The organism is Streptomyces sp. MMG1533, assembly GCF_001279775.1.
Classification (GTDB): Bacteria; Actinomycetota; Actinomycetes; order Streptomycetales; family Streptomycetaceae; genus Streptomyces.
Map to the genome: position 1 here is coordinate 35152 of NZ_LGDG01000248.1, position 24111 is coordinate 59262.

The 24111-nt window shown below is 72.4% G+C and carries 24 protein-coding genes; 10 read left to right on the forward strand and 14 right to left on the reverse strand.

Features of this window, described 5'->3' with window-relative positions; genetic code table 11:
• Positions 1-52: 52 nt before the first annotated feature.
• From ADK57_RS34935 to ADK57_RS34945, 3 genes are all read left to right on the forward strand, one after another.
• The gene (locus ADK57_RS34935; RefSeq protein ID WP_053753683.1) at positions 53-724 is read left to right on the forward strand and encodes a TetR/AcrR family transcriptional regulator; all 672 of its coding nucleotides are present in this window, start codon (positions 53-55) and stop codon (positions 722-724) included.
• Between the two features lie 112 nt (positions 725-836).
• A complete protein-coding gene (locus ADK57_RS34940; RefSeq protein WP_053753684.1) occupies positions 837-1664 on the forward strand; it encodes an acyl-CoA thioesterase in 828 nt (275 codons plus the stop codon).
• Entirely contained in the window at positions 1661-2704 is a 1044-nt protein-coding gene (locus tag ADK57_RS34945; protein WP_053753685.1) for a dihydrodipicolinate reductase, read from the forward strand. The genes ADK57_RS34940 and ADK57_RS34945 overlap by 4 nt, the downstream gene beginning before the upstream one ends.
• A gap of 2 nt (positions 2705-2706) precedes the next feature.
• Here the strand turns inward: ADK57_RS34945 and ADK57_RS34950 are convergent, their stop codons facing one another.
• Entirely contained in the window at positions 2707-3861 is a 1155-nt protein-coding gene (locus ADK57_RS34950) for a thiolase family protein (protein WP_053753686.1), read from the reverse strand.
• A 116-nt stretch (positions 3862-3977) separates the two neighbouring features.
• Between ADK57_RS34950 and ADK57_RS34955 the strand changes: the two genes are divergently transcribed.
• Positions 3978-4745 (forward strand): SDR family NAD(P)-dependent oxidoreductase, encoded by a 768-nt coding sequence (locus tag ADK57_RS34955; protein ID WP_053753687.1) that lies wholly within the window; start codon positions 3978-3980, stop codon positions 4743-4745.
• A 6-nt stretch (positions 4746-4751) separates the two neighbouring features.
• Here ADK57_RS34955 and ADK57_RS34960 read toward each other — a convergent pair whose 3' ends face one another.
• Genes ADK57_RS34960 through ADK57_RS34975 form a run of 4 tightly spaced genes read right to left on the reverse strand, consistent with a single transcriptional unit; the run spans position 4752 to position 8966 of the window.
• Entirely contained in the window at positions 4752-5591 is an 840-nt protein-coding gene (locus ADK57_RS34960; RefSeq protein ID WP_234390505.1) for an enoyl-CoA hydratase/isomerase family protein, read from the reverse strand.
• A 1-nt stretch (position 5592) separates the two neighbouring features.
• Positions 5593-6684, reverse strand: a complete 1092-nt coding sequence (locus ADK57_RS34965; protein ID WP_053753688.1) for an acyl-CoA dehydrogenase family protein — start codon at positions 6682-6684, stop codon at positions 5593-5595.
• Positions 6671-7570 (reverse strand): acyl-CoA dehydrogenase family protein, encoded by a 900-nt coding sequence (locus tag ADK57_RS34970; RefSeq protein WP_053753689.1) that lies wholly within the window; start codon positions 7568-7570, stop codon positions 6671-6673. The genes ADK57_RS34965 and ADK57_RS34970 overlap by 14 nt, the downstream gene beginning before the upstream one ends.
• Positions 7548-8966, reverse strand: coding sequence for a class I adenylate-forming enzyme family protein (locus ADK57_RS34975; protein ID WP_053753690.1), 1419 nt, complete (start codon positions 8964-8966; stop codon positions 7548-7550). The genes ADK57_RS34970 and ADK57_RS34975 overlap by 23 nt, the downstream gene beginning before the upstream one ends.
• A gap of 97 nt (positions 8967-9063) precedes the next feature.
• Between ADK57_RS34975 and ADK57_RS34980 the strand changes: the two genes are divergently transcribed.
• Positions 9064-10080, forward strand: coding sequence for a ferredoxin--NADP reductase (locus ADK57_RS34980; protein ID WP_053753691.1), 1017 nt, complete (start codon positions 9064-9066; stop codon positions 10078-10080).
• 54 nt (positions 10081-10134) lie between these two features.
• Here the strand turns inward: ADK57_RS34980 and ADK57_RS34985 are convergent, their stop codons facing one another.
• From ADK57_RS34985 to ADK57_RS35010, 6 genes are all read right to left on the reverse strand, one after another.
• The gene (locus tag ADK57_RS34985; protein ID WP_053753692.1) at positions 10135-11181 is read right to left on the reverse strand and encodes a CaiB/BaiF CoA transferase family protein; all 1047 of its coding nucleotides are present in this window, start codon (positions 11179-11181) and stop codon (positions 10135-10137) included.
• Positions 11178-12134 (reverse strand): TIGR03564 family F420-dependent LLM class oxidoreductase, encoded by a 957-nt coding sequence (locus ADK57_RS34990; protein WP_053753693.1) that lies wholly within the window; start codon positions 12132-12134, stop codon positions 11178-11180. Before ADK57_RS34990 ends, ADK57_RS34985 begins: the two co-directional genes overlap by 4 nt.
• Positions 12135-12148: 14 nt before the next feature.
• Positions 12149-12538 (reverse strand): cobalamin B12-binding domain-containing protein, encoded by a 390-nt coding sequence (locus ADK57_RS34995; protein WP_053753694.1) that lies wholly within the window; start codon positions 12536-12538, stop codon positions 12149-12151.
• Entirely contained in the window at positions 12538-14118 is a 1581-nt protein-coding gene (locus ADK57_RS35000) for a methylmalonyl-CoA mutase family protein (protein ID WP_053753695.1), read from the reverse strand. Before ADK57_RS35000 ends, ADK57_RS34995 begins: the two co-directional genes overlap by 1 nt.
• Positions 14119-14344: 226 nt before the next feature.
• Positions 14345-15217, reverse strand: coding sequence for a hypothetical protein (locus ADK57_RS35005; RefSeq protein WP_053753696.1), 873 nt, complete (start codon positions 15215-15217; stop codon positions 14345-14347).
• An 82-nt stretch (positions 15218-15299) separates the two neighbouring features.
• The gene (locus ADK57_RS35010; protein ID WP_053753697.1) at positions 15300-15932 is read right to left on the reverse strand and encodes a hypothetical protein; all 633 of its coding nucleotides are present in this window, start codon (positions 15930-15932) and stop codon (positions 15300-15302) included.
• 313 nt (positions 15933-16245) lie between these two features.
• Between ADK57_RS35010 and ADK57_RS35015 the strand changes: the two genes are divergently transcribed.
• On the forward strand, positions 16246-17307 hold the full coding sequence (locus ADK57_RS35015; RefSeq protein WP_053753698.1) for an enoyl-CoA hydratase/isomerase family protein: 1062 nt from the start codon (positions 16246-16248) through the stop codon (positions 17305-17307).
• A complete protein-coding gene (locus ADK57_RS35020) occupies positions 17297-18679 on the forward strand; it encodes an amidohydrolase family protein (RefSeq protein ID WP_053753699.1) in 1383 nt (460 codons plus the stop codon). The genes ADK57_RS35015 and ADK57_RS35020 overlap by 11 nt, the downstream gene beginning before the upstream one ends.
• 93 nt (positions 18680-18772) lie before the next feature.
• Here ADK57_RS35020 and ADK57_RS35025 read toward each other — a convergent pair whose 3' ends face one another.
• Positions 18773-20083 carry a CoA transferase gene (locus ADK57_RS35025; protein ID WP_053753700.1) on the reverse strand — a complete coding sequence of 437 codons (1311 nt, stop codon included), beginning with the start codon at positions 20081-20083 and terminating at the stop codon, positions 18773-18775.
• Here ADK57_RS35025 and ADK57_RS52635 point away from each other — a divergent pair.
• Entirely contained in the window at positions 19978-20457 is a 480-nt protein-coding gene (locus ADK57_RS52635) for a hypothetical protein (protein WP_159050205.1), read from the forward strand. The genes ADK57_RS35025 and ADK57_RS52635 overlap by 106 nt on opposite strands.
• Here ADK57_RS52635 and ADK57_RS35035 read toward each other — a convergent pair.
• Entirely contained in the window at positions 20414-20650 is a 237-nt protein-coding gene (locus tag ADK57_RS35035) for a hypothetical protein (protein WP_053753702.1), read from the reverse strand. The two genes, ADK57_RS52635 and ADK57_RS35035, sit on opposite strands and share 44 nt — an antisense overlap.
• Entirely contained in the window at positions 20643-21887 is a 1245-nt protein-coding gene (locus ADK57_RS35040; RefSeq protein WP_234390507.1) for an acyl-CoA dehydrogenase family protein, read from the reverse strand. The genes ADK57_RS35035 and ADK57_RS35040 overlap by 8 nt, the downstream gene beginning before the upstream one ends.
• 157 nt (positions 21888-22044) lie before the next feature.
• On the opposite strand from ADK57_RS35040, the gene ADK57_RS35045 reads away from it, so the two are divergent.
• On the forward strand, positions 22045-23169 hold the full coding sequence (locus ADK57_RS35045) for an acyl-CoA dehydrogenase family protein (RefSeq protein WP_053753703.1): 1125 nt from the start codon (positions 22045-22047) through the stop codon (positions 23167-23169).
• A 51-nt stretch (positions 23170-23220) separates the two neighbouring features.
• The gene (locus ADK57_RS35050) at positions 23221-23991 is read left to right on the forward strand and encodes an SDR family NAD(P)-dependent oxidoreductase (protein WP_053753704.1); all 771 of its coding nucleotides are present in this window, start codon (positions 23221-23223) and stop codon (positions 23989-23991) included.
• The last annotated feature ends 120 nt before the right edge of the window (positions 23992-24111 follow it).

Here is a 24111-nt window from a genome sequence, read left to right on the forward strand (position 1 = left end):
TGTCCAGGCTGGGCGCGTGAGCTTGCCGTTAGACTGCAGTAATGTTCTCCTCATGGCACAGAAGGCGGACCAGCCCGTGAGCACCCCGATCGAGGAACCGGCCTGGAAGCAGCGCGCGGTCGAACGTTCCACCCAGGCGGCGAAACGTCGGGCCGAGCAAAGGGTCGAGCGGTTCCTCGATGCGGCACAGGCGATCATGGCGGAGAAGGGCACCACGGACTTCACGGTCCAGGAGGTCGTCGACCGGTCCCGCCAGTCCTTGCGGAGCTTCTACCAGCACTTCGACGGCAAGCACGAGCTGCTGCTCGCACTGTTCGAGGACGCCATGAGCAAGTCGGCCGAGGAACTGCGCACCGCCGCGGCCCAGCAGACGAACCCGCTGGACCGGCTCAGGGTCGTCATCCAGGACCTGTTCGAGAGCTCGCGACCCGACCCGTCGGGCGCCCAGCGCCCGCTGTTCACCGACTTCGCCCTGCGCCTGCTGGTCTCGCACCCGGCCGAGATGAGGGTCGCGAACGCCCCGCTCCTCGCCCTGTTCACCGATCTGATGACGGAGCTCGAGGACGCCAACCTGCTGCGCTCGGGCTTCAAAGCCCGGCGCGCAGCCGCGCTGACCATGCAGACCGTCATGTTCAACGCGCAGTCCAGCGGCCAGGAGGGCACCCACCCGCTCACCGCCGACGAGATCTGGGACTTCTGCGCCAAGGGGTTCACCCTGAGCTAGGGCACCCAGCCAGGGAGATCGCGGCGATCACGGTGAGCACGTGAGGGCGTGGCGAGCACGCGATATGAGAACCCCATTCTCGCGGAGGGAAATTTCCCTTACGCTCGCAGGCATGCCGCCTGCCTCGATCGAACCCTGGGACGATCTGCTCGCCTGCCTCGACCTGCACTTGGACGACGATGACGTGGGCCCCGTGTACGAGGGGCCCAACCAGCGACTCGGCTACCACCGCCTGTTCGGCGGGCAGTTGCTGGCCCAGTTCGTCCGGGCGGCGCTCCTCGCCTCCCCGGACAAGGCCGTCAAGTCACTGCACGCCCTGTTCCCGCGCGCGGGCCACCCCGGGGAACCCGTCCGTTACGAGGTGGAACGCCATCACGAGGGCGGCACCTTCGCCACGCTGGCGATCGTCGCCCGGCAGCCGAAGGGCGTCGTGGCCACCGCGTCGGTGTCCCTGAACGCCATGGAGGAGGGACCGGACCACCAGTCCGCGTCAGCCCTGCCACCCGTTCTCGGCCCCGAGCACCGCCTGGAGCTCGACCTGCTGCCCTGGGAGACCCGGTCGGCCGTCGACCTGGACTCGCCCGACGCAGCGCCTCCCGAACTCGACCTCTGGATGCGCACCCCTCCGGCCGACGCGGAACTGGCGTCGGCCCTCACGGCGTACGCCACCGACCTGACCCTGATCGGTACGGCGCTGCGCCCCCTGAAGGGGATCGGCCAGCGCGACGCCGGGCGGGCCTTCACTTCCGCCGTCACCTCGCACACGGTGTGGTTCCACCGGCCCTTCCGCGCCGACGAGTGGCTGCTGCTGCGCCAGCACAGCCCGATCCTCGCCCACGGCCGCTGTTTCGGCCGGGGCGACGTCTTCACCGAGGACGGCTCCCTGGTCGCGTCCTACGCCCAGGAAGCGCTGCTGCGGCTGACGCGGGAGGCAGAATGACGACCGCCGCCCGGTCGCACCGGGTCGTCCAGTGGGCCACCGGCACCATCGGCGCCCGCGCGCTGCGAGCCGTCGTCGAGCATCCCGCCCTGACCCTGGTCGGCGTCCGCGTCCACGCGCCCGGCAAAGCCGGACGGGACGCGGGCGAGCTGTGCGGGCTCGGGTCGACAGGGGTCACCGCCACCCGGGACGTCGAGCACATCCTGGGGCTGGGTGCGGACTGTGTGCTGTACATGCCGCTCCTGTGCGACATCGACGAGGTGTGCCGGATCCTGGAGTCGGGCGCCGACATCGTCACCACGCGCGGGGAGTTCCATCATCCGGCGAGCATGGATCCGGACGTACGCAAGCGCGTCGAGGCCGCGTGCGAACGCGGCGGCACCTCGATCCACAGCACGGGCAGCAGTCCAGGCTTCATCACGGAGGCGGTGCCGCTCGTCCTCACGTCGATCGCGCGGAGACTGGACGGGCTGACCATCGACGAGTTCGCCGACCTCTCCCAACGCCCCTCGCCCGAGCTGTTGTTCGGGGTGATGGGCTTCGGTGCCGGGGCCGGTGAGTTCGACGAGGCGCGGTTGTCCCAGGCGCGTACCAGCTTCGGCCCCTCGTTGCGGCTGGTCGCCGACGCGCTCGGGCTGCCGCTGGACTCGTTGGAGGCGGGTGGCGAGGTGGCGACAGCGCGACGCCGGGTTCGTATCGCCGCCGGAACGCTGGAGGCGGACACGGTGGCCGCCCAGCGCCTCACCGTGTCCGGGATGCGCGACGGCCGCCCGCTGCTGCGGTTCCGGGCGACCTGGTACTGCACCACCGACCTCGAACCCGCCTGGGACGTCCGCGCCACCGGCTGGCACCTCTCGGTCGACGGCGACGCGCCACTGGAGGTCGACCTCCGACTGCCGGTGCCGCTCGACCGGATGGCGGAGGTGTCACCGTCGTACACCGCGAACCGCGCTGTGAACGCGGTGCCGTTGGTCTGCGCGGCACCGCCCGGGATCCGCTCGTCGCTCGACCTGCCGCAGGTGACGGCGAGACTGGGCTGACCTCAGGGTGCCGGCACCTCGACGACCATCGCCGATCCCATCCCGCCGCCCGCACACATCGACGCGACACCGATACCGCCGCCCCGGCGGCGCAGTTCGTGGACGAGGGTCACCAGCATGCGGGCGCCGGTGGCGGCGACGGGGTGACCGAGGGAGCAGCCGCTGCCGTTGACGTTGACGCGGTCCGGGTCGAGGTCGAGGAGACGTACGGCGGCGACGGCGACCGAGACGAAGGCCTCGTTGATCTCGAACAGGTCGACATCCGCGGTCGTCAGGCCTGCGCGGGCCAGCGCCTTGGGGATCGCCTTCACCGGGGACAGTCCGGTCTCGGCGGGGTCGACGCCGACGGACGCCCAGGATCGTACGGTGGCCAGGGCGGGCAGGCCTTCGGTGGCGGCCGCCTCGGCGCTCGCCACCACCAGGGCGGCCGCGCCGTCGTTGCCGCCGCAGGCGTTGCCCGCGGTGATGCTGAACCCCTCGATCTCCGGGTGCAGCGGCTTGAGCGCGGCCAGCTTCTCGGGCGATGTGTCGCGGCGCGGGTGTTCGTCGACGGAGAAGAGGCCGTGGACGGTCTCGACCGGGACGATCTCGGCGTCGAACCGGCCCTCGTCGATGGCGCGTACGGCGTTGCGGTGCGAGCGCAGCGCCCAGGCGTCCATTTCCTCGCGGCCGATGCCCGCCCGTACGGCGACGTTCCAGCCGATCGTGATCGACATGTCGGAGTTGGGGGCGTCGGGCCGGTCGGGGTGGGTGGGCGGCAGCCACGGCTCGACCCACTCTCCGTCGATCCAAAAGCGCGATTTCGGCGCGGTGGAGGCCGAGTTGACACCGCCGGCGACGACGAGTTCGTCCATCCCCGCGCGGATGCTCGCCGCCGCGCCGGCCACGGCCGTGAGGCCCGCGGCGCAGTGCCGGTTGACGGCCTGTCCGGGGATCGAGGTGAGCCCGGTGGTCAGGGCGGCGTGCCGGGCCAGGACACCGCCGCCGTACAGGCCCTCGCCGAGGACGACGTCGTCCACGCGGTCCGGGTCGAGGCCGCCGACCGCCGCACCGACGATGCGGTGGGCCAGGTCGAAGGCCGTGGTGTCGCGCAGGGTCCCCTTGAAGGCGGTGCCGACGGGGGTGCGCAGGGCGTTCACGATGACTGCCTCGGGCATGGACGGTCTCCAACCAACTCGGCGGGCCGGACAGGGTTTCGCAGGGGGTCACATCACCTTGCGAGAATGCTACTCTCGCAAAAATAGAACCACACTCACAAGAGGTAGGGGCTGCGATGCGGATTGCGGGGACGTCGGCGCTCGTGGTCGGTGCGGCGGGGGGTCTCGGCGAGGCCACGGTCCGCCGGCTCCACGCGGCGGGAGCGGCGGTGGTCGTCGCCGACCTGGCCGACGACAAGGGCAAGGCCCTGGAGGAGGAGCTGGGCGTGCGATACGTACGCACCGACGCCACCGACGAGGCCGATGTCCGCTCCGCTGTCGCCGAAGCGGAGGCCTTGGCCCCGCTGCGGATCTCGGTGGACGCGCACGGCGGGCCGGCGAGCGGCGGGCGGCTCGTCGGCAGGGACGGCGACCCGTTGGGCCTCGCCGGGTTCCGGCAGACCGTCGACATCTATCTGACCGGCGTCTTCAACGTGATGCGGCTGGCCGCGGCCGCGATGGCCCGCCAGGAACCGGTGGACGGCGACGGAGGCCGGGGCGTCATCGTCAACACGGCGTCGATCGCGGCGTACGAGGGGCAGATCGGGCAGCTCCCTTACGCCGCCGCCAAGGGCGGAGTCGTCAGCATGACCCTCGTGGCCGCGCGCGACCTGTCCCCGCTCGGCATCCGGGTGGTCACCATCGCGCCCGGCACCTTCCTCACTCCTGCCTACGGCAAGGCGGGCGACCAACTGGAGGCGCACTGGGGCCCGCAGGTGCCGCATCCCAGGCGCATGGGCCGGTCCCCGGAATACGCCTCCCTCGTCCAGCACATCTGCGAGAACGACTATCTCAATGGGGAGGTCGTGCGCCTGGACGGGGCGTTGCGGTTCCCGCCGAAGTGAGCCGCGTCAGGTGTCCCCTCCGGTCAGCCGCGCGATGGTGGCGCGGAAGTCCTCGGTCCGGAACGACTGTTCCTCGGCCGTCGTCGCATAGTCGAGTGTGGCCAGCACCGCCCGCTCCAGGTGCATGTTCAGCACCCGCTTGGTGCTCTCCACCGCCTGTCGCGGCAGCCCGGCGATGCGTTTCGCGCACGCCGTCGCCTCGGCCAGCGGATCGGCCACCACATGGTTGGCCAGACCCATCGCGACGGCCCGCTCGGCCGGGATGCGGGCGCCGGTGAGGGCGTACTCCTTGGCCAGGAGCAGGCTGGTGTGCAGGGGCCAGGTCAGCGGGCCGCCGTCGGCCGCGACCAGACCGACCTGTACATGGGGGTCGGCGAGGTAGGCGGAGTCGGCCAGATAGACGATGTCGCTGAGGGCGACCAGGCTGCAACCGAGGCCGACGGCGGGGCCGTTGACGGCTGCGATCACGGGGACGCGGCAACGCGCCATGCCGAGGACCAGGTCCCTGCCGTGCGCGATGGTCCGGGCGCGCAGGTCGGCGTCACGGCGCAGCTCGTCGAGATACGTGAAGTCGCCGCCCGCCGAGAACGCCTTGCCCGCCCCTGTGAGCACGGCCGCGCGGGCGTCCCGGTCCTCGCCGAGCCGGGGCCACAGCCGGGCGAGGCCGGTGTGCAGCGGGTCGTTGACCGCGTTGAGGGCGTCGGGCCGGTTGAGGGTGATGATCCTCAGCGGGCCGTCCGCGCGGACATCGATCTCCTCCGGCATGCCGTACATACCGTGTGCGTCCGTCTTGCCCTGTCCGGCCGTCCTACCCTGTGCGTCCGTCTTGCCCTGTGCGTCCGTCACGTCAGGCTCCCAGTCCGAGGATCCGCGAGGCGATGATGTTCTTCTGGATCTGCGAGGTCCCGCCCATCACGCTCTGCGCGCGGCTGTAGAGGTAGGCGTTCAGCAGCTCGGGGTCCTCGGTGCCGCCGACGGCGAGGGCCGCGTGGCCGACCGCCTGCTCCGCCCAGGTCATCAGCAGCTTGTCCAGGGAGCCTTCGGGTCCGTGCGAGACGCCGTCCAGTTGCTCGGACAGCCGCCGCCGTACGTGCAGCCGCAGCATCTCGGTCTCCACCGCGGCCCAGGCGAGCTCGGGCGGCGGGGTGGTTCCCCGGGTACGTGCGGCCAGTTGGCGGACGAGTTTGCCGTACCGGGCCGAGAAGCCGAGTGTCGCGGGCTCGCGCTCGTGCCCGACGACCGTCATCGCCAGTGCCCAGCCCTCCCCCGGCGCGCCCACCATCTGGTCGGCGGGCACCCGTGCGCCGTCGAAGTGGACCTGCCCGAACTCCTTGGTGACCCCGCTCATCGTCTTCAACGGACGCTGCTCTACGCCGGGTTGGTGCATGGAGACGACGAACGCCGAGATGCCCCGATGCCGGGGGACGTCCGGGTCGGTGCGGGCGAGCAGCAGGCACCAGTCGGCCACGTCGGAGTAGCTGGTCCAGATCTTATGGCCGTGCACGACGTAGGTGTCGCCGTCGCGGGTGGCCGCGGTCGTCAGGGAGGCCAGGTCGGATCCTGCTCCGGGTTCGCTGAAGCCCTGGCACCAGCGCTCGGTCCCGTCGATCATCCCGGGGAGGAAGCGGCGGCGCAGTTCCTCGCCGCCGTGCCGGCCGAGGCCCTGGACCAGGTAGCCGAGGCCGGGGCGGGGCGGGGCTCCGGCGCGGGCCAGTTCCTCGTCGAGGATGACGTCGTAGACGGGCGGCAGTTCATGGCCGCCGTACTCCTCGGGCCAGGACAGACCGAAGAACGCGGCCGTGTGCAGGGCGCGGTGCCACTCGCCCTGGCGGGCCCAGTACTCGTCGCCCGAGGTCGGGAACGTGCCCGCCCGTTCGGCCAGCCATCCTCGCAACCGGTCCCGGAAAGCGGCCTCTTGAGGCGAGTCACGAAAGTCCACAGTCGATCTCCTCCAGGCGCGCGGGGAACAGTTCGGCGGATGTCAGAGCCCGGCGCAGATGGACGTGGGCGAGGCATTCCCAGGTGTTGCCGATGCCGCCGTGCACCTGTACGGCCGTCTCGCAGACGGTGCGGGCGGCGCGGGCGCAGTACAGCTTGGCGATGCGGGCCGCGCGGAGGGCCTCGGCCACGGGAAGCTCGTCCACGGCCCAGGCCGCGTGCCGCAGGACGCTCACCGAGCCCTCGATCAGCGCCAGGCCCTCGGCCAGCAGGTGGGCCACGGCCTGGTAGGAGCCGATCGTCCTGCCGTACTGCTCGCGGACCTTGGCGTGGTCGCAGGCGAGGGCGTGTGCACCGCGAGCCGTCCCCACCAGGTCGGCGCAGGTGGCCACCAGGGCCAGCGCCCGCCAGCGTTCGGCGACTTCGTCGGGCAGGACGCCGACCGGCTCCGGTCGGCCGTGCAATGAGGCATTCCCTCTGGTCAAGTCGGCGCCCGGGGCGGGAGGGCCGACCTCGGCGGTCAGGACACGGTTGCCGTCGAGTGCCAGGGCCCGCCGCACCCCACGGGCGTCCCGCGCCGTGGCCCCCACCACGACGGTCGCCGAAGAGACCCCGACGTGCCGGCCCAGGTCGTCCGCGAGTACGGGGCCGAGGAACGGGACATCGACGAGCCTCCGCCCGAACTCCTCGACGACCAGGGCCACTTCGACCCCCGACGCGCCGTCGGAGCGCAGGGTCCGCCAGCCGGTCGACCCGACCGCCTTCTCCAGCCGCGCGATCCGGTCCTCGTCGTCCAGGTCGAGGACCGATCCGGGGCCGAGGTCGTCGGCCAACCGGGCTGCGGTGTCTCGGAGTTGGCGTTGTTCAGCGGTCAGCCGTGCGTCCATCACGCTCCTTGAGAAACCGTTGTTTCAGGACTCGCCGCAGCACCTTTCCCGACGGCAGACGGGGGATCTCGGCCACGAACTCCACGTGGCTCGGCCGCTTGTAGGAGGCCAGCCGGTCGCCGACCAGCTCGACCAGCTCGGCGGCCCCGACCGGGCCACTCGCCCGGACGGCCGCGACGACCGCCTCGCCGGCGGCCGGGTCGGGGATGCCGAACACCGCGCAGTCGGCGACCGCCGGATGGCCGTGGAGCACGGCCTCGACCTCGGCGGGTGCGACCTGGAAGGCCCGCACCTTGATCATCTCCTTGGAGCGGTCGGTGAGCCGCAGCCAGCCGTCCGCGTCGAGGCTGCCGACGTCTCCGGTGCGGTACCAGCCGTCGTGGAAGGCGTCCGCCGTGGCCTCGGCCGGCAGATAGCCCGCCATCAGGGAGTCCGAGCGCGCCTCGATCTCCCCGGGCTCGTCCGGCCCGACCGGCCGGCCGGTCTCCAGGGACACCACCCGCACGCTCACCCCGGGCACCGGCCGCCCGGGGGTGTCCAGGCGGGCCCCGTCGAGTGGGTTGCAGGCGATGACGGGCAGTTCACTGGCGCCGTAGGCGGGCACCCAGCCGGCGCCGGTGCGCCGGGTGACGGTCTCGGCGACACTCGGCGTCACGGGTGTCGCGCCCCACATGATGTACCGCAGCGACGACAGGTCGTACGACTCCAGCTTCGGGTGGGACGCGAGAGCCAGGGCGATCGGTGCGACGGCCATCTCGACGGTGATGCGGTCGAGTTCGATGTGGTGCAGCAGCCGGTCGAGGTCGAAGCGGCGGTGCAGGCGCAGCCAGGCACCCGCCTCCAGGGCCGTGACGATGTTGAGCAGGCCGAGGATGTGCGAGGGCGGGGTGGCGATCTGGATCCGGTCCCGGGAGGTGAGCCCGAGGGCGTCCCGCCAGTGGCGTACGGCGGCGGCGAGTGAGGCGTGCGTGTGCCGTACGGCCTTCGGCATGCCGGTCGTGCCGGAGCTGAACACGAGGACGGCGTCCAAGGCCGGTGCGGGCTTGCCGAAGGACGGGGTCCCGGCCTCGATCGGCTCGTCGAGGTGCAGCATCGGCATCAGGTCGGCCAGCACCGGGTGGTCACCGACGGCGTGGGCCGGTTTCGTGATGTCCAGGGCGTGTTCGACCTCGCCCCGTTTCCATGCCGGGCCGAGCAGGACGACCGCCGCTCCGAGCCGCCAGAGGGCCTGCACGGCGATCACGAACTCCGGCCGGTTGGAGGACATGAGGGCGACCCGCTCCCCCTCCCGTACGCCCCGCCGCGCCAGCGTCGCGGCCAGCCCGTCCGCGAGGGCCTCCAATTCGGCCAGGCTGTACTGCCGGTCCTCGAAGACCAGGGCGGTCGGCCCGCTCATCTCTCGTCCCCAGACATTGAGAGGGTCCCATCTGCTTGGCGAGAATAGTATTCTCGCAGTAACAGAACCTTGATACCAGAGCCAGAGGAGGGCGTCCATGGCGATCCCCGCCCTGTTCCAGCGCGCGACCGTCATCAAGATCGTCCAGGAGACCGAGGACGCCCGGACCTTTGTGCTCGACCCTCACGAGGTGCCGTTCTCCTATCTGGCGGGACAGTTCTGCGTCTTCCGGGTCCGGGTGGCCGGACGGGATCTGCTGCGGTCGTACTCGATGTCGAGCGCCCCCGAGACCGACGCCGAGCTGATGACGACCGTCAAGCGCGTGCCGGGCGGCAAGGTCTCCAACTGGCTGCACGACCACGTGAACGAGGGCGACGAACTCGAACTGACCCTGCCGAGGGGGCGGTTCTGTCTGCGTCCGGCCGACACGCCGCTGCTCGGCTTCAGCGGCGGCAGCGGGATCACCCCGATCCTCTCGCTCGCCAAGAGCACGCTGGCGACCACCGACCGGGGCGTCCGGCTGCTGTGCGCCGACCGGGACCGGGCGTCGGCGATCTTCGACGCGGCCCTGACCGAGCTGGCCGCGCGCCACCCCGGCCGGCTGACGGTCGTGCGGCATCTCGACGCCGAGCGGGGGTTCGTCGACGCGCCGGCCGTCCGGACGTTCGTGGGGTCGGACGGGGGTGCGGACGCATATGTATGCGGGCCGGAGCCGTTCATGGAGCTCGTGGAGAACGCGCTGCCGGGGCCGGGGCGGGTGTTCAGCGAGCGGTTCGGCGCGGCGTCGGTACCAGCACCGGTACCGGCACCGGCGGTGCCTGCTGCCCCGTCGCCCGAGGACCAGGGCACCGTCACCATCGTGCTCGGCAGTCAGCGTGTGTCGGTGCCCAAGCGGCCGAACGAGACGCTCCTGCAGAGCGCCCGCCGGGCCGGTCTCACCCCGCCGTTCTCCTGCGAGGCGGGCAACTGTGCCACCTGCATGGCCAAGGTGACCGAGGGCGGCGCGACCATGCGCGTGAACGACGCCCTGACGGAGGACGAGGTCGCCGAGGGATACGTCCTCACCTGCCAGGGCGTGCCGGACGAGGGGTCAGTGACCGTCCACTACGAGTGATCGTCCACTACGGGTGACCGTCCACTGCGAGTGACCGTGTTACCCGGCCTCGTGCTACCTGGCCCCGTGCTCCCCCAGCCGGGGCGGCGGCCGGTGCTCGGGCTCGTATCCGGCGATCCGGATCGGGCTGCCAACCAGCCGGTGGTCACCGGCCCGCACGATCATCTCCGGGGCTGCCGCCAGGGCTTCCGGCAGCGTCCGCACGGCGGCCGCCGGGACGCCGAGCGGCCTCAGCCGCGCCTCCCAGCCCCGGGCCGTATCCGCGGCGAGCGCTCGCGTGACGACGGCGAGGACCTCGTCGCGGCGCGCCGCCCGTTCGGCCATCGTCAAAAAGCCGTGGATCCCGGCCTCGGCGGCGAAGGTCTTCCAGAAGCCGTCGTGCGTGACGAACAGTGCCAAGTGCCCCTCGGCCGTGGGGAAGAGCTGGGCGGGCACGTAGTAGGAGTGCGCCCCATGGGGCAGGCGGCGCGGCTCGACCCCGTCGTTGAGGTAGGCCGCCGCCCGGTAGTTGAGCTGGGCCAGCATCACGTCGCGCAGCGCCACCTCGACCTGGCCGCCGCGCCCCGACACGATCTGGGCCAGCAGGCCGAGCGCTGCGGTCAGCGCGGCGGAGTTGTCGGCCGAGGAGTACCCGGGCAGGGTCGGCGGGCCGTCGGGGTCGCCGGTGAGCGCGGCGACGCCGGTGGCCGCCTGGATGACGTAGTCGAAGGCCGGATCGTCGCCCGCCGCCAGGCCGTAGCCCGTGACGGCCACGCAGACGATCCGTTCGTTCCACCGGCGCAGCGCGTCGTACGTCAGCCCGAGCCGCCGCGTCACCGACGGCTTGAGGTTCACCAGCAACGCGTGCGCCCCGGCGACCAGTTCACCGAGCCGCTCCTGCCCCTCCTCGGTGGTGAGGTCGAGGCAGAGGCTGCGCTTGTTGCGGTTGAGGCTGGCGAAGTAGGCGTCGCCGACCTGGCGCGACAGATCCCCGCCGGGCGGTTCGACCTTGGTGACCTCGGCGCCCAGGTCGGCGAGGAGCATCGTGGCGAACGGACCCGCGAGGATGTGCCCGACCTCCAGGACGCGGATGCCCGCGAGCGGCCCGGGCGTGGTGGTCACCGGAACTCCGCCGCGAGTCCCGCGATCATCTCCCTGGTACGGCGCTTGGAGGCGACCAGTTCGTCCCGTCCCTCGCCGATGGGCAGCAGCCGTACGGAGAGATCGGTGACCCCCGCGTCCGCGAACCGCTTGAACCGGGCCGCGATGGCCGCCTCGTCGCCCGCCGCGCACAGGTCGCCGACGTCCTCGGCGTCGCCGTAATCGAGGAGCCGCTGGTAGTTCGGGGACACCTCGGCCTCCCCGAGGATCCGGTTCGCGCGCTCGCGTGCCGCCTCGGCCTCCGAGGGGCGGCACAGGCAGACGGGAATGCCCGCGACGATCCGCGGTGCCGGTCGGCCCGCCGCCTCGGCCGCCTTGGTGATGCGGGGGACGACGTGGTCGGCGACGGCCCGTTCGTCGGCCATCCACAGCACGGTCCCGTCGGCCCGCTCCCCCGCGAGCGCCAGCATGACCGGGCCGAGGGCGGCGAGCAGGATCGGCAGCGGGGCGACGGGGGCCAGGTCGAGGGGGTTGTGCACGGTGTAGGTGCGGTTCTCGACGTCGATGGGTCCGGGGCCGCTTCGGGCCGCGTCCAGGACGTCGAGGTAGTCACGGGTGAGGCCGGCCGGACGCTCGTACGGAAGCCCGAGCATGTCCTGGACGATCCAGTGGTGCGAGGGGCCCAGTCCCAGCGCAAGCCGGCCGCCGGTGACAGCCTGCGTGGACAGCGCCTGGCGGGCGAGCGCGATCGGGTGCTGTGCCTGGAGGGGCACGACGGCGGTGCCCAGCTCGATCCGGGTGGTCCTGGCTCCCATCAGCGCGACGGCGGTCAACGCGTCGAAGTCCGTGGGGATCTGGGGCACCCAGGCGGTGTCCATCCCGGCGGCCTCGGCCCACTCCACGTCGGCGATCATCCGCTCGGCCTTCCGGGCGGAGTCCCCCCGCTCGGGCCCGATCATCACTCCGATCCGCACGATCCCTCCAAAGGTCAGGGTGAGGTGAGGGCGCGGACGTCCGCCACCACGACGTCAAGGGGTGTTCCGGTGGGGAACACGGCGGCGGCGCCCGCGGCCTTCAGCCGGGGCACGTCGGCCGGAGGGATGGTCCCGCCGACGACGACCGTGATGTCACCCGCGTCGGCGGCCTTGAGCCCTTCGACGGTGCGCGTCGTCAGCGCCAGATGGGCCCCGGACAGCATGCTCAGCCCGACCATCGCCACGTCCTCCTGGACGGCGGCGGCCACGATGTCCTCGACCCGCTGCCGGATGCCGGTGAAGACGACCTCGAAGCCCGCGTCGCGCAGCGCCCGCGCCACGATCTTGGCGCCCCGGTCGTGGCCGTCGAGACCGGGCTTGGCGATCAGGATCCGGGTTCCCATCAGAACACCACCGGCTGCCGGAACTCGCCCCAGACCTGTTTGAGGGCGGTGACCATCTCGCCCACCGTGCAGTACGCGTTCGCGCAGTCGACCAGCGGGCCCATGAGGTTCTCGTCGCCCTCCGCCGCGCGGGACAGGTCGGCGAGGCGGGTGCGCACGGCGGCCGGATCGCGTTCGGCCTTCACCCGCGCCAGCCGCTGCAGCTGCACCTCGCGTCCCTTGGCGTCGAGTTCGTACGTGGCGACGTCCGGTGCCGGCTCGTCCTCGTCGACGAAGCGGTTGACGCCGATGACCGGCCGGGTACCCGCCTCCACCTCCTGGTGGATCCGGTAGGCCTCGTCGGCGATGAGCCCCTGCAGATAGCCGTCCTCGATCGCCCGGACCATTCCCCCGTGCCGGTCCAGGTCGTCCATGATCCGGGCGATGCGTTCCTCGGTGGCGTCGGTGAGCGCCTCGACGAAGTACGAGCCGCCGAGCGGGTCGGCCACGCGGGCCACGCCGGTCTCGTGGGCGAGGATCTGCTGGGTGCGCAGGGCGAGGGTCGCCGACTCCTCGCTGGGCAGGGCGAACGGTTCGTCCCAGGCGGCCGTGAACATCGACTGCACGCCGCCGAGTACGGAGGCCATCGCCTCGTAGGCGACCCGGACGGTGTTGTTGCGGGCCTGCGGGGCATAGAGGGAGGCGCCGCCCGCGACACACCCGAAGCGGAACATCGCGGCCTTGTCGGAGCTCGCACCGTACCGCTCGCGGACGATCGTCGCCCAACGCCTGCGTCCTGCACGGTACTTGGCGATCTCCTCGAAGAAGTCGCCGTGCGTGTAGAAGAAGAAGGAGACCTGCGGAGCGAACCGATCGATGGTCATACGGCCGCGTTCGAGCACGGTGTCGCAGTAGGTGACGCCGTCGGCAAGTGTGAACGCCATCTCCTGCACGGCGTTGGCGCCCGCGTCCCGGAAGTGCGCGCCGGCCACCGAGATCGCGTTGAACTTCGTCACCTCGGCCGCGCAGAACTCGATGGTGTCGGCGATCAGCCGCAGGGACGGTTCCGGCGGCCAGATCCAGGTGCCGCGGGAGGCGTACTCCTTGAGAATGTCGTTCTGAATGGTCCCCGTGAGCTTCGCCCGGGGTACTCCCCTGCGTTCGGCGGCGGCCACGTAGAAGGCCAGCAGGATCGCCGCCGTCCCGTTGATGGTGAAGCTGGTGCTGATCCGGTCCAGGGGGATGCCCTCGAACAGGACCTCCGCGTCGGCGAGGGTGTCGACGGCGACCCCGACCCGGCCGACCTCCTCGCGCACCTCCGGGTCGTCCGAGTCGTAGCCGCACTGCGTGGGCAGGTCGAGGGCCACCGAGAGCCCGGTGCCGCCCTGCTCCAGCAGATACCGGTAGCGGCGGTTCGACTCCTCCGCGGTGCCGAACCCCGAGTACTGCCTGAGCGTCCACAGCCGGCCCCGGTAGCCGGAGGCGTAGTTGCCGCGGGTGAACGGGAACGCGCCCGGGTCGGGCGGCTCGGCAACCCGGTCCGCCGGTCCGTAGACCGGCTTGAGCGGGATGCCGGACGAGGTCTGGGCGAAGTCATCCATCGCCGGATACGCTACTTGCGAGAAAAGAGAATGCCAATACCGCAGCCGAGAATCAGCCCGCCACTACACTGCGCAGTTGCGGCTGCTCGATGCGTACGTCGCTCACGAAGGGGCTCCTGTGGGGGGAATGCCGGGCTCCGGATCCCCGGCCGACCCACCCCACAGGAGCGAGGTCGAGCAACTGACTCAAAAACCGGCCAACGGGGCCAAGGCCCTTGCAGGGGCCTCAGAAGCCGTAGCGGCTCTTCACATGGCGCCAGAAGTCACGGAACATCCACTTGTCGAACTCCGTGATCTGGACGGCACTGCCCGCGTTCATCAGGAAGCAGCACTGGCCGGTCGGCGTCCAGTCGTAGAAGTCGTCGAGGCCGAAGGTGTGGCCGACTTCGTGCAGGTAGATGTGGATGTTCTCCTGGTCCAGCGCGCCGGTGAAGTACTCCTGGCCGACCCGCTGGCCCCAGTCGCCGCCTGCGCCGCCCTGGAATCCCTTGGTCAGCCACAGCGACTGGTCGTAGTGGCGGGACGCGCCGCCCGGGCACTTGGAGTAGTTGCCGTCCTGGTGGAAGAAGCGGCCGCAGTCCGGCGCGCACTGCGGGGCGCCGCCGCCGTCGAGGTTTCCGGCGTAGATGTGGACGGAGTTGTCGGTCCACTGCAGGGTCGACCGGTCCTTCACCGCCCAGCCGACGATGTTGACGGGGACGGTGGTGTACGGCCAGGCGTTGTGCCCCGTGCCGCCCTCGACCATCGCCGCGGTCCACTTGCCGAACTGCTTCTTCAGCGCGGTGTGGATGCGGTCGCGCAGGGCGGCGGTGACGGGGGCGTCGGACTCCCAGCGGACGCAGTAGTTGATGCTGCCCTTGTTGGCCATGACCTGGTCCCAGCCGTAGTTCCGGAAACCGTAGAGGTCCGGATAGGTCGACTCGACGTGGTTCCAGACCTCGTTGAGCGGCTGGACCAGGTTGGCGGGCGGGTTCCAGTCGTCGGCTGCCTGCGCCGAGGTCGCCGCGGCCTGTGCCGGGCTCGTCGTCAGGCCCGGTGCGGCGAACAGCGCGGCCAGGGCCGCGAGGACGGCGACCAGACGCGCAATGCGGGTGCGCATGGTGAACTCCCTTGGTGGGGTACGGGATTTCACCCTCAGGTCGCCGCCGACGCACGGCGCGTTGCCGCGTCGTGCCCGCGACTCAGCCGGTCGGCGGTGCCACCGCCGGGAAGTGTGCCGCAAGCAGTGCGGACAGCTCGGACACTCCGAACAGCTCGGACACTCCGAACAGCTGGGACACCGCTGACGGCTCGGACACCGCGGACGGCTCAGGCACTGGGGCCGGCTCAGGCACTGCGGACGGCTCCGGCACTGCGGACGGCTCGGACACCGCGGACGGCTCAGGCACTGCCGACGGCTCGGATACGGCGGACAGCTCGGGCACTGCCGACGGCTCGGATACGGCGGACAGCTCGGGCACTCCGCCGCCCAGCACTCCCGTGACCAGGTCGATCACCGGCGTCACCAGTCCTGTGAAGACGCCCGGTACGGCGCCCCTGTCCAGCGAGGTGAGTGACTCCAGCAGTCCGTCGACCGCCGCCTTGACCGTGGCCGACAGGTCCGAGAGCGGATCGGCAGCCGCGGCCTCCGGAACGGAGGAGGCCAACCGCTGCTGAACAGCAGCGTGCGCGGTCCGTACGGTGTCTTCGTACGCGGCTGCCTCTGCCGGGTCGAGGCGACGGCCCTCCGTCACGGCGATGGACTCCACCGCCTCGACGAGCGGGGCGAACACGTCACCGCGGTCCGCTCTCTCCAGCGCGTCGAGCCGTTCCACGACCGCGTCCGCCGCAGGCGCGGACCGTGCGACGGCGGCACGGTCCGCGGCCTCTCCGTGGATGTCGCCCGTGGCAGCGGCAGTGCCGACCGGTACGAGCAGCGCACGTTCCTTTCCAAAACGCTGTTCCTGCGCTCACCGTGAAAAGCGTCCGGACCCACCGCAACCGGTCCCGTGGCCGGCACCCCGTCCCTGTCTGTCTGCGGGGTAAGGCTGACCAGCACCTTTCCCAGCCGCGCGCCCGCTGTCGGCACGCGGACACGTTCGCCCGTCAGGGGTGCGCCCGCCTGTGTTGCGGGGGTAGACATGCCACGTGGACATCGACGAGGGGCTGCTGCTCCGTCCTGACGGGCACCCGGGGAACCCGTTGCGGCACCTGGTTCTCGACGACTGGCACGGCGCCGACCCGAGCCGCGTCGCGGCCGCCGCCGCCCGCGTGACCGAGTCCTTGTCGCCGACCGTGGGCATCGCCACCCGGCGGCCGCCGGACCGGCTGCGGCCCCTGCTGGAGGCGCTGACCCTGACACTGGCCGCACCGCACGTCGAAGCCGACGCAGACGGCAGCGCCGACACCGACACCGACGCCCGGCAGCTGGTGTCCGTGGCGGATCCGCGGAAGGCGTTCGAGGAGCTGGCCGACATCGTCGAGCGTCACCCCCGGGCGAGCATTGCCCTGGGGCAGTTGCTGCGCCAGACACCGACGCTCGGCACGCTTCAAGGCCTGGCGGCCGAGGCCGCGGCGTACTCGATGCTGCTCGGTGGGACGGAGTTCGCGGCCTGGCTCGCCGGACGGGGGGCGGCCCGTCCCGCGGAATCGGACCTGCCGCTGGTGCGCGTACGGCGGGACGGCGGCACGCTGTCGGTCCTGCTGGACCGTCCGGAGCGACGGAACGCGTTCAGCTTCCGGATGCGGGAGGAGCTGTTCGAGGCGCTGCACATCGCCGCTCTCGACGACACGGTCGACGAGGTCGAACTGACCGGCGCCGGGCCGGTGTTCTGCAGCGGAGGCGACCTGGCCGAGTTCGGTACGGCGACGGATCTCGTCGCGGCGTACCTGGTGCGGCTGGAGCGGGCGCCGTGGCGGCTGCTCGACCGGATGCGGGAGCGGGTGACGGTCCGGGTGCACGGGGCGGCGGTGGGCGCCGGCATCGAGATGGCCGCCTTCGCCGGTCGCGTGGTGGCCTCGCCCGACGCGTTCTTCCTCCTGCCCGAGGTGGCGATGGGCCTGGTGCCCGGCGCCGGCGGGACGGTGAGCGTGCCGCGGCGCATCGGCCGGTGGCGGGCGGCATGGATGATGCTGAGCGGGACCCGCGTCGACGCCGCGACCGCCTTGCGGTGGGGGCTGGTGGACGAGGTCGAGGGCCATGACGGGTGACGTGCTGCTGCGCGGCGTGGAGCTCCGGGGCCGCCTGGTCGACTGCCGGATCAGCGGCGGTGTGGTGACGCAGATCGGACTTCAACTGCGGGCGGGCTCGGCCGAGTCGGTCGTACGAGGAGACGGCGGGACCCTGCTGCCCGGCCTGGCGGACCACCATCTGCACCTCGCGGCGACGGCGGCCCGCGACGCCTCACTCGACCTGTCCGCCGCCTCCCGCGAGGGCTTCGCCGCGCTGCTCGGCGGGGCGGTGCCGGGTGAGGACGGGTGGGTGCGGGTGGTGGACTACGACGAGGTGGTCCACGGTGACCTGGACCGGGACACCCTGGACGCTTGGAGCCGCGCGGTGCCGGTGCGGGTGCAGCATCGGTCCGGTGCGCTGTGGGTGGTCAACTCGGCAGGACTAGAACGGCTCGGGGCCGGGGCGGCCTCGCACGAGGGCGTCGAGCGCGACCGTGCCGGTCGGCCGACCGGCCGGCTGTGGCGTGCGGACGCCTGGCTGCGGGACGCACTCGGCGGGCGGCCGCCGTCCCTGCGGGTCGTGGGCACACGGCTGGCCGCGCTCGGAGTCACCCACGTCGCGGACGCCACGCCGGACGCGGGCGCCGCCCAGGTCGTGGCCGAAGCCGTACGACGGGACGAACTCCCCCAGCACGTCATGGTGATGGCGGCCGATGCGGACGTGCCGGCCCACCCGCGCCTGAGCGTCGGGCCGGTCAAGCTGGTCGTCGCCGACCACGCCCTGCCGGACCTCGACGACCTGGCCGGCCGGATGGAACGGGCCCACACGGGCGGGCGTCCGGTCGCCGTGCACTGCGTGACCCGGACGGCGCTGGCCTTGACCCTGGCGGCCTTCGACCAGGCCGGCGTGATGGACGGCGACCGTGTCGAGCACTGTGCCGTGGCCGACCTGTCCGCGGCGAAGGAGCTGGCGGCACGCGGAATCCGGGTGGTCACCCAGCCGACGCTGGTGGCCCTGCGCGGCGACGACTACTGGGCGCGTGTCGAGCCCGAGGACCGGCCTGACCTGTGGCGGTACGCCGGACTGCTGCGGGCGGGCGTCAAGGTGGCGGCCGGCAGCGACGCCCCGTACGGGGACCCCGATCCCTGGGCGGGGCTGCGGGCCGCGGCCGAGCGGCTGACGCCGTCCGGGCGGGTGCTCGGCCCCGGGGAGCGGGTGCCGGCCGGGGCGGTGCTGCGCGGGATGCTCTCGCCGCTGCACGATGCCGGGGGTCCACCGCGGGAGATCGCGGTGGGTGGGCCCGCGGACCTCGTTCTGCTGGACCGGCCGCTGGCGGACGCACTGCGCGCGCCTGACGCCCGACACGTGCGCGCCACGCTGATCGACGGGCGCATCGTGCACGGAGCCTGAGCGGGCCGAGTCTGAACGGGCAGATCTCAACGACCCGGACTGAACGGGCCGAGTCTGAGCGGCCAATCTGAGCGGGCCGAGCCAGAACGGCCGTCACCGGTCGTGCAGTTCGGCGAGCAGTGGTCCGGTGTCGCGGCCCGGTGGAGCCGCCGTCCCTCCGGGGACCGGTGCGCGCGGAGGGAGCACCGGCTGCGAGCGGCCGGTCCGCCCGCATTCGACCACCACCGGCCCGGCCGCGTCCGTCCGTATCGGGTGCGGCCCGGGGCAGCCCGGCCCGGCCCCGGCGAAGGCCGCCGCGACGTCCCGCATCGAGACGTCGATCAGCCGTCCGCCTCCACCGGCCAGCGAGCCCAGTGCGCCCAGTGCGGCGACCAGCCCCGTCAGTGGGTCCGCGATCGCGTCGGCACAGAAAACCGGCCGCCCCTCGTGCCGGCCGACCAGCCCGCCGGCCACCGCCGCGTCGTCCCCGAAGGCGACCCGGTCGGGCCGACCGCGACCGTATCCCGTGATGCCGACCCACACCTTGCCGGGACGGTGGTCGAGGTGTTCCGGGGCCAGGCCCAACTGAGCGAGCGCGCGGGGCCTGGACGCCTCGATCACCACGTCGGCGGCGTCCACCAGTCGGGCGAGCGCCGCGCGTCCCGCGGCGGAGGTGAAGTCCACGGCGACGCTCTCGTGGCCGGCGTGCAGCCAGTCGTAGAACCGCCGGTTCCCGGACCGCGCCCCGTCGGGCCGTCGGGTGCTCTCCACCTTGACCACTCGGGCGCCGGCCCGGCCGAGCAGGTGGGCGCACAGGGGGCCGGCCCACAGGGAGGAGAGGTCGACGACGAGGGGCCGGTCGGTCCTGTGGGGCGCGGCGATCGAGGTGACCTTCCACGGCGCGGAGACCGGGGAAGGTGCGGTCGGCAGAGCTGCCGCGGGGACGCCGAGCATGCGGATGCGCGCGGCGAACTCCCGTGCGGGGGCGGCGCGTACGGCAGTGGCGAGGTCCTGCCAGTGGTCGGACACGTCGGCGCGGCCCAGCATCGCGGGGACGAGGTCGACGTCGTCCGGGCGGCTGAGCGTCACCGCCAGCCATCCGTCGGCCGCGGGAAGCAGCCGGCTCGCGCCGCCCGCGGACGTGCGGCCCCGCCGGGTCAGGTTCATGGCGCCCGCCCTGCCGCCGAGCAGGAGGCCGGGCCCGATGTCGGCGCCCAGCCGGGACAGGGCACTGCGGACGGCGCCGATCAGGGACAGCATCGGTGCGGGTGAGAGGTCGGGCGGGCCGTCCGCCTCACCGGTCAGGGCCATGCCTCCGGATGCGGCCCAGTCGAGGAACGGGCATCCGGGGGCGATCGGAGGCGGTGCGAGGTCGCCGAGGGCGCGCAGCCATCGTCGTACGGTCTCGGCGGCATCCCCCGTCACCGGGCCCGCCCGCGGATGTCGGGGAGCCGCGAGATCCAGGAGCCGGAGTCGGCCAGGCCCAGGATGCGGGGGGCGACGACGCCACGCTCCGGTACGCCGAATGGCGGGCCGTCGTCGCGGAGTTCGCCGCCGGCCGTCTCGGCCGGGCGGCCCAGGCTCTGCTGCCCCAGGTGATCGCCCACGCCTGCCTGGGCGCCGCCGTCGCCGCCTACGAGCAGTGGCTGCGGTACGACGACTCGGACCCGGGCGAGACCCTGGACGGGGCGCTGCGCGCCCTCTCCGTCGGTTTCCAGGAGCACGAACCCGGCCCCGGGGCGGGCGAGGCGGCCCTCAGGCATGCGCCATCGCCAGGCCGAACAAAGACGCCAGCGTGAGGGCGACACCGCACGCGAGAACGACAGGTCCGTGGGTGTTCAGCCAGCGCACCCGGCGGACCAACCGCCTTGGCACGGTGGCGGGTTCGAGGTGTCGGCCGGCCACCAGGCCCAGGGTCACGGCCAGCACCGCGGTGGCGCCCAGGACCGCGAGCCGGCCGAACAACTCCTGGAGGATCACGCTGTCAGCCACGTCCCGCTCCCCCGCGAGGCTCCCGGGGCAGCCCCAGCCCCCGCTCCGCGATCTGCGTCCGCAGGACCTCGTTGGCGCCGCCGGCGATCGTGTAGGCGCGCGCGTACAGGTACGCGTCCTGCCACCAGCCGTCCGCGGCGACGTCCGGGTCGCCCTCGGTGAGGATTCCGTCCGGGCCCTGCAGCCGCATGCCGAAGGCGGTCAGATCGTGGTTGAGCTCGCTGAAGAAGATCTTGCCGACCGGGGCGTCGGCGGGCTGCTCGGTGCGGTGCAGCGTCCGTGACTGGGCGAGTGCGCCCATCGCGGCGTTGACGTACACCCGCGTGGCCAGTTCGCCGATGTCCTGCCGGGTGGCGGAGTCCTCGAGGGCGGGCTGCCCGCCGACCGACGTCCCCTCGGCGAGCCGCAGCAGGTCGTCGAGCGCGGCGAACAGCTCCACGCCGCGCGCGGCCACACCGGAGCGCTCGTGGCCGAGGCTGCTCATCGCCACCCGCCAGCCCGCGTTCACCTCGCCGATGACGTGGGCCGCCGGGATCCGGACGCCGTCGAGGAAGACCTCGTTGAAGTCGGTGGTCCCGGTGATCTCGCGCAGCGGCCGGACTTCGACGCCCGGGCTGCGCATGTCCAGTGCGAACGCCGTGATGCCCCGGTGCCGGGGGGCGTCCGGGTCGGTACGCGCAAGGAGGTAACCCATGTCGGCGTACTGGCCGTTGGTCGTCCAGACCTTCTGACCGTCGACGACGTACACCGCGTCGTCGCCCTCGCCCTCGCGACGCGCCCGTGTCCGCAGCGCGGCCAGGTCGCTGCCCGCGCCCGGTTCGCTGAACAACTGGCACCACACGTCCGCACAGGTGCGGATGCGGGGCAGAAAGCGCGCCCGCTGCTCGTCGCTGCCGAACTCGATCAGCGCGGCCGACGCCAGCGCCGCCGCCCCGACGGGCGGCCAGGTGCGGGCGCGGGCGATCTCCTCGGCGACGACGAAGGGTTCGAGGGGATGAGCGTCGGGCCGACCGCCGTACTCCCCCGGCCAGTCGATGCCGAGGAAGCCCGCCTCGTACAGCTTCGCCGTCCACTCCCGGATCGCCGGCATCAGCGCGGGCTCGGGTGCGCGCACGCCCGCGTGCTTCTTGACGCCGGGCGCGTGCTCGGCGACGAACGCCCGCACCCGCTTCCGGAACGCCTCCAGCTCCGGCGTGGACTCCAGCCGCATCGCCATCCGCCCTTCGTCGAGAGCCACGGTCGTCCTGCCTTATGGGGCTACTCTAACCACGTGATCGAATCAGACGTAACCACCTTTACCAAGGAAGCAGCTCGACCTGATCCATAAAAGAGGATACTTTCTTCACTGCGACACCGTAACCGGCACGGCGACGTTCCGACCTGGGTGGTGACTGGTGGACTTCGAACTCAGCGAGGAGCAGGCGATGCTGCGCGCAGCCTCGCGCGACCTGCTCCGCGACCGTGCTCCGACGGAGGCGCTGCGGGCGCAACCGGACCAGGACGCGGAGGTCGACCCGGCGCTGTGGCGGTCGGCGGCCGAGGTCGGGTGGCCCGGGCTCGCCCTGCCCGAGGAGTACGGCGGCGCCGGCCAGGGGCTGGTCGAACTCGCCCTGGTCGCCGAGGAGATCGGCCGGGCCGCGGCACGGGGGCCCTTCCTGCCCACCGCGCTCGTCGGACAGGCGCTGGCCCGCGGCGGTTCGGAGCGGCTGCGGGCGGACGTGCTGCCCTCCCTGGCCGCGGGCACCGCCTGGGCCACCTGGGCCTTCGCCGAACACCGCTCGCCGTGGACGCTCGACGGCGTGCACACCACCGCGCGCACCGATGCCGACGCCGTCGTGCTCGACGGCGTCAAGACGGCGGTGCAGGACGCCGACGGGGCGCGCTGGCTGCTGGTGACCGCGCGACACGAGGGCGCACCGGCATCGTTTCTCGTCGACCGGGACGCGCCCGGCGTCACCGTCCGGCGGCAGAAGGTCCTCGACCTGACCCGCACGTTCTGCGAGGTCCGGTTCGACGGCGTCCGGGTCTCCCCGGACCGCCGCCTGCACGGCGGCGCCACCGACATCCAGCGGCTGCTCGACGACGCGTCGGTCCTGCTGTCGGCCGAGACCCTCGGCGTCCTGGACCGTCTGCTCGGGATGACCGTCGAGTACATGAAGACACGTGTCCAGTTCGGCCGGCCGCTGGGCACCTTCCAGGCGGTCCAGCACAAGTGCGCCACGATGGCGCTGCTCGTCCACGGCATCCGGGCCGCCACCCACTACGCGGCGATGGCCGCCGACGCCGGCACCGCGGACGCCGCCCGGGCCGCGTGCGTCGCCGCGTCGTACACGAGCGCGGCGACCGGGCACGTCGCGGGCGAGTCGCTGCAACTGCACGGCGGGATCGGCTTCACCTGGGAGCACGACCTGCACCTCTACCTGCGCCGGGCGAAGACCGACGGCGTGCTGTACGGCGACGCCGGGATCCATCGGGAACGGCTGTGCGAGCTGATCCGGCGGTCCCCGGTGCCGGTCTGAGCGGGTGACCGTCAGCCCTCGTGGAGCGTTCGAGGAACGAGAGGATTGTCAGTGGAGATCAAAGGCAAGAAGGCGGTGGTGTTCGGCGGGGCGTCCGGCATGGGCCGGGCCACCGCCGAACTGCTCGCGGCCCGGGGCGCCGACGTGGCCGTGCTGGACCGCCCCGGCTCCGCCGGCGCCGAGGTCGCAGCCGCGTTCGGCGGCGGTTTCCACCCGGTCGACGTCACCGACTTCGACGGGACCGAGCAGGCACTCGCCGCGGCCGTCGAGGGCCTGGGCGGGCTGCACGTCGCCGTCACCACCGCGGGCGGCGGCAGGGCCATGCGCACCCTCACCAAAGAGGGCCCGCACGACCTGACGGCCTTCCGCCAGGTCCTCGACCTCAACGCGGTCGCGACGTTCAACATCAGTCGGCTCGCCGCGGCGCACATGAGCCGGAACGAACCCGAGGACCCCGAGGTGACCGGTGAACGCGGGGTCATCGTCAACACGGCCTCCATCGCCGCGTTCGAGGGCCAGATCGGCCAGGTCGCCTACAGTGCCGCAAAAGCCGCCATCGCCGGAATGAGCCTCACGATGGCCCGCGACCTGGGCTCGCTGGGCATCCGCGTGCTGGCGATCGCGCCGAGCCTGTTCGACACGGGCGCACTGGAAAGGGTCCCGGCCGAGACGAGGGCCGCGCTGGTGAAGGACGCCGCGTTCCCCAAGCGCATGGGTCGCCCGGAGGAGTACGCCAAACTGGTGCTCGCCGTGGTCGACAACCCCATGCTCAACGGGCAGTGTCTGCGCCTCGACGCCGGGCAGCGCTTCGCACCGCGGTGAGCCGTCTTCCACGCCACGCCGTCCTCCGCGGAACGGGGCCGGAAAACAGTACCCGCAACCCGACATTTCAGTCCGGTCGGCCTGCCTGACGTGCACGGCGGCGCCATGTCGGCCACATAT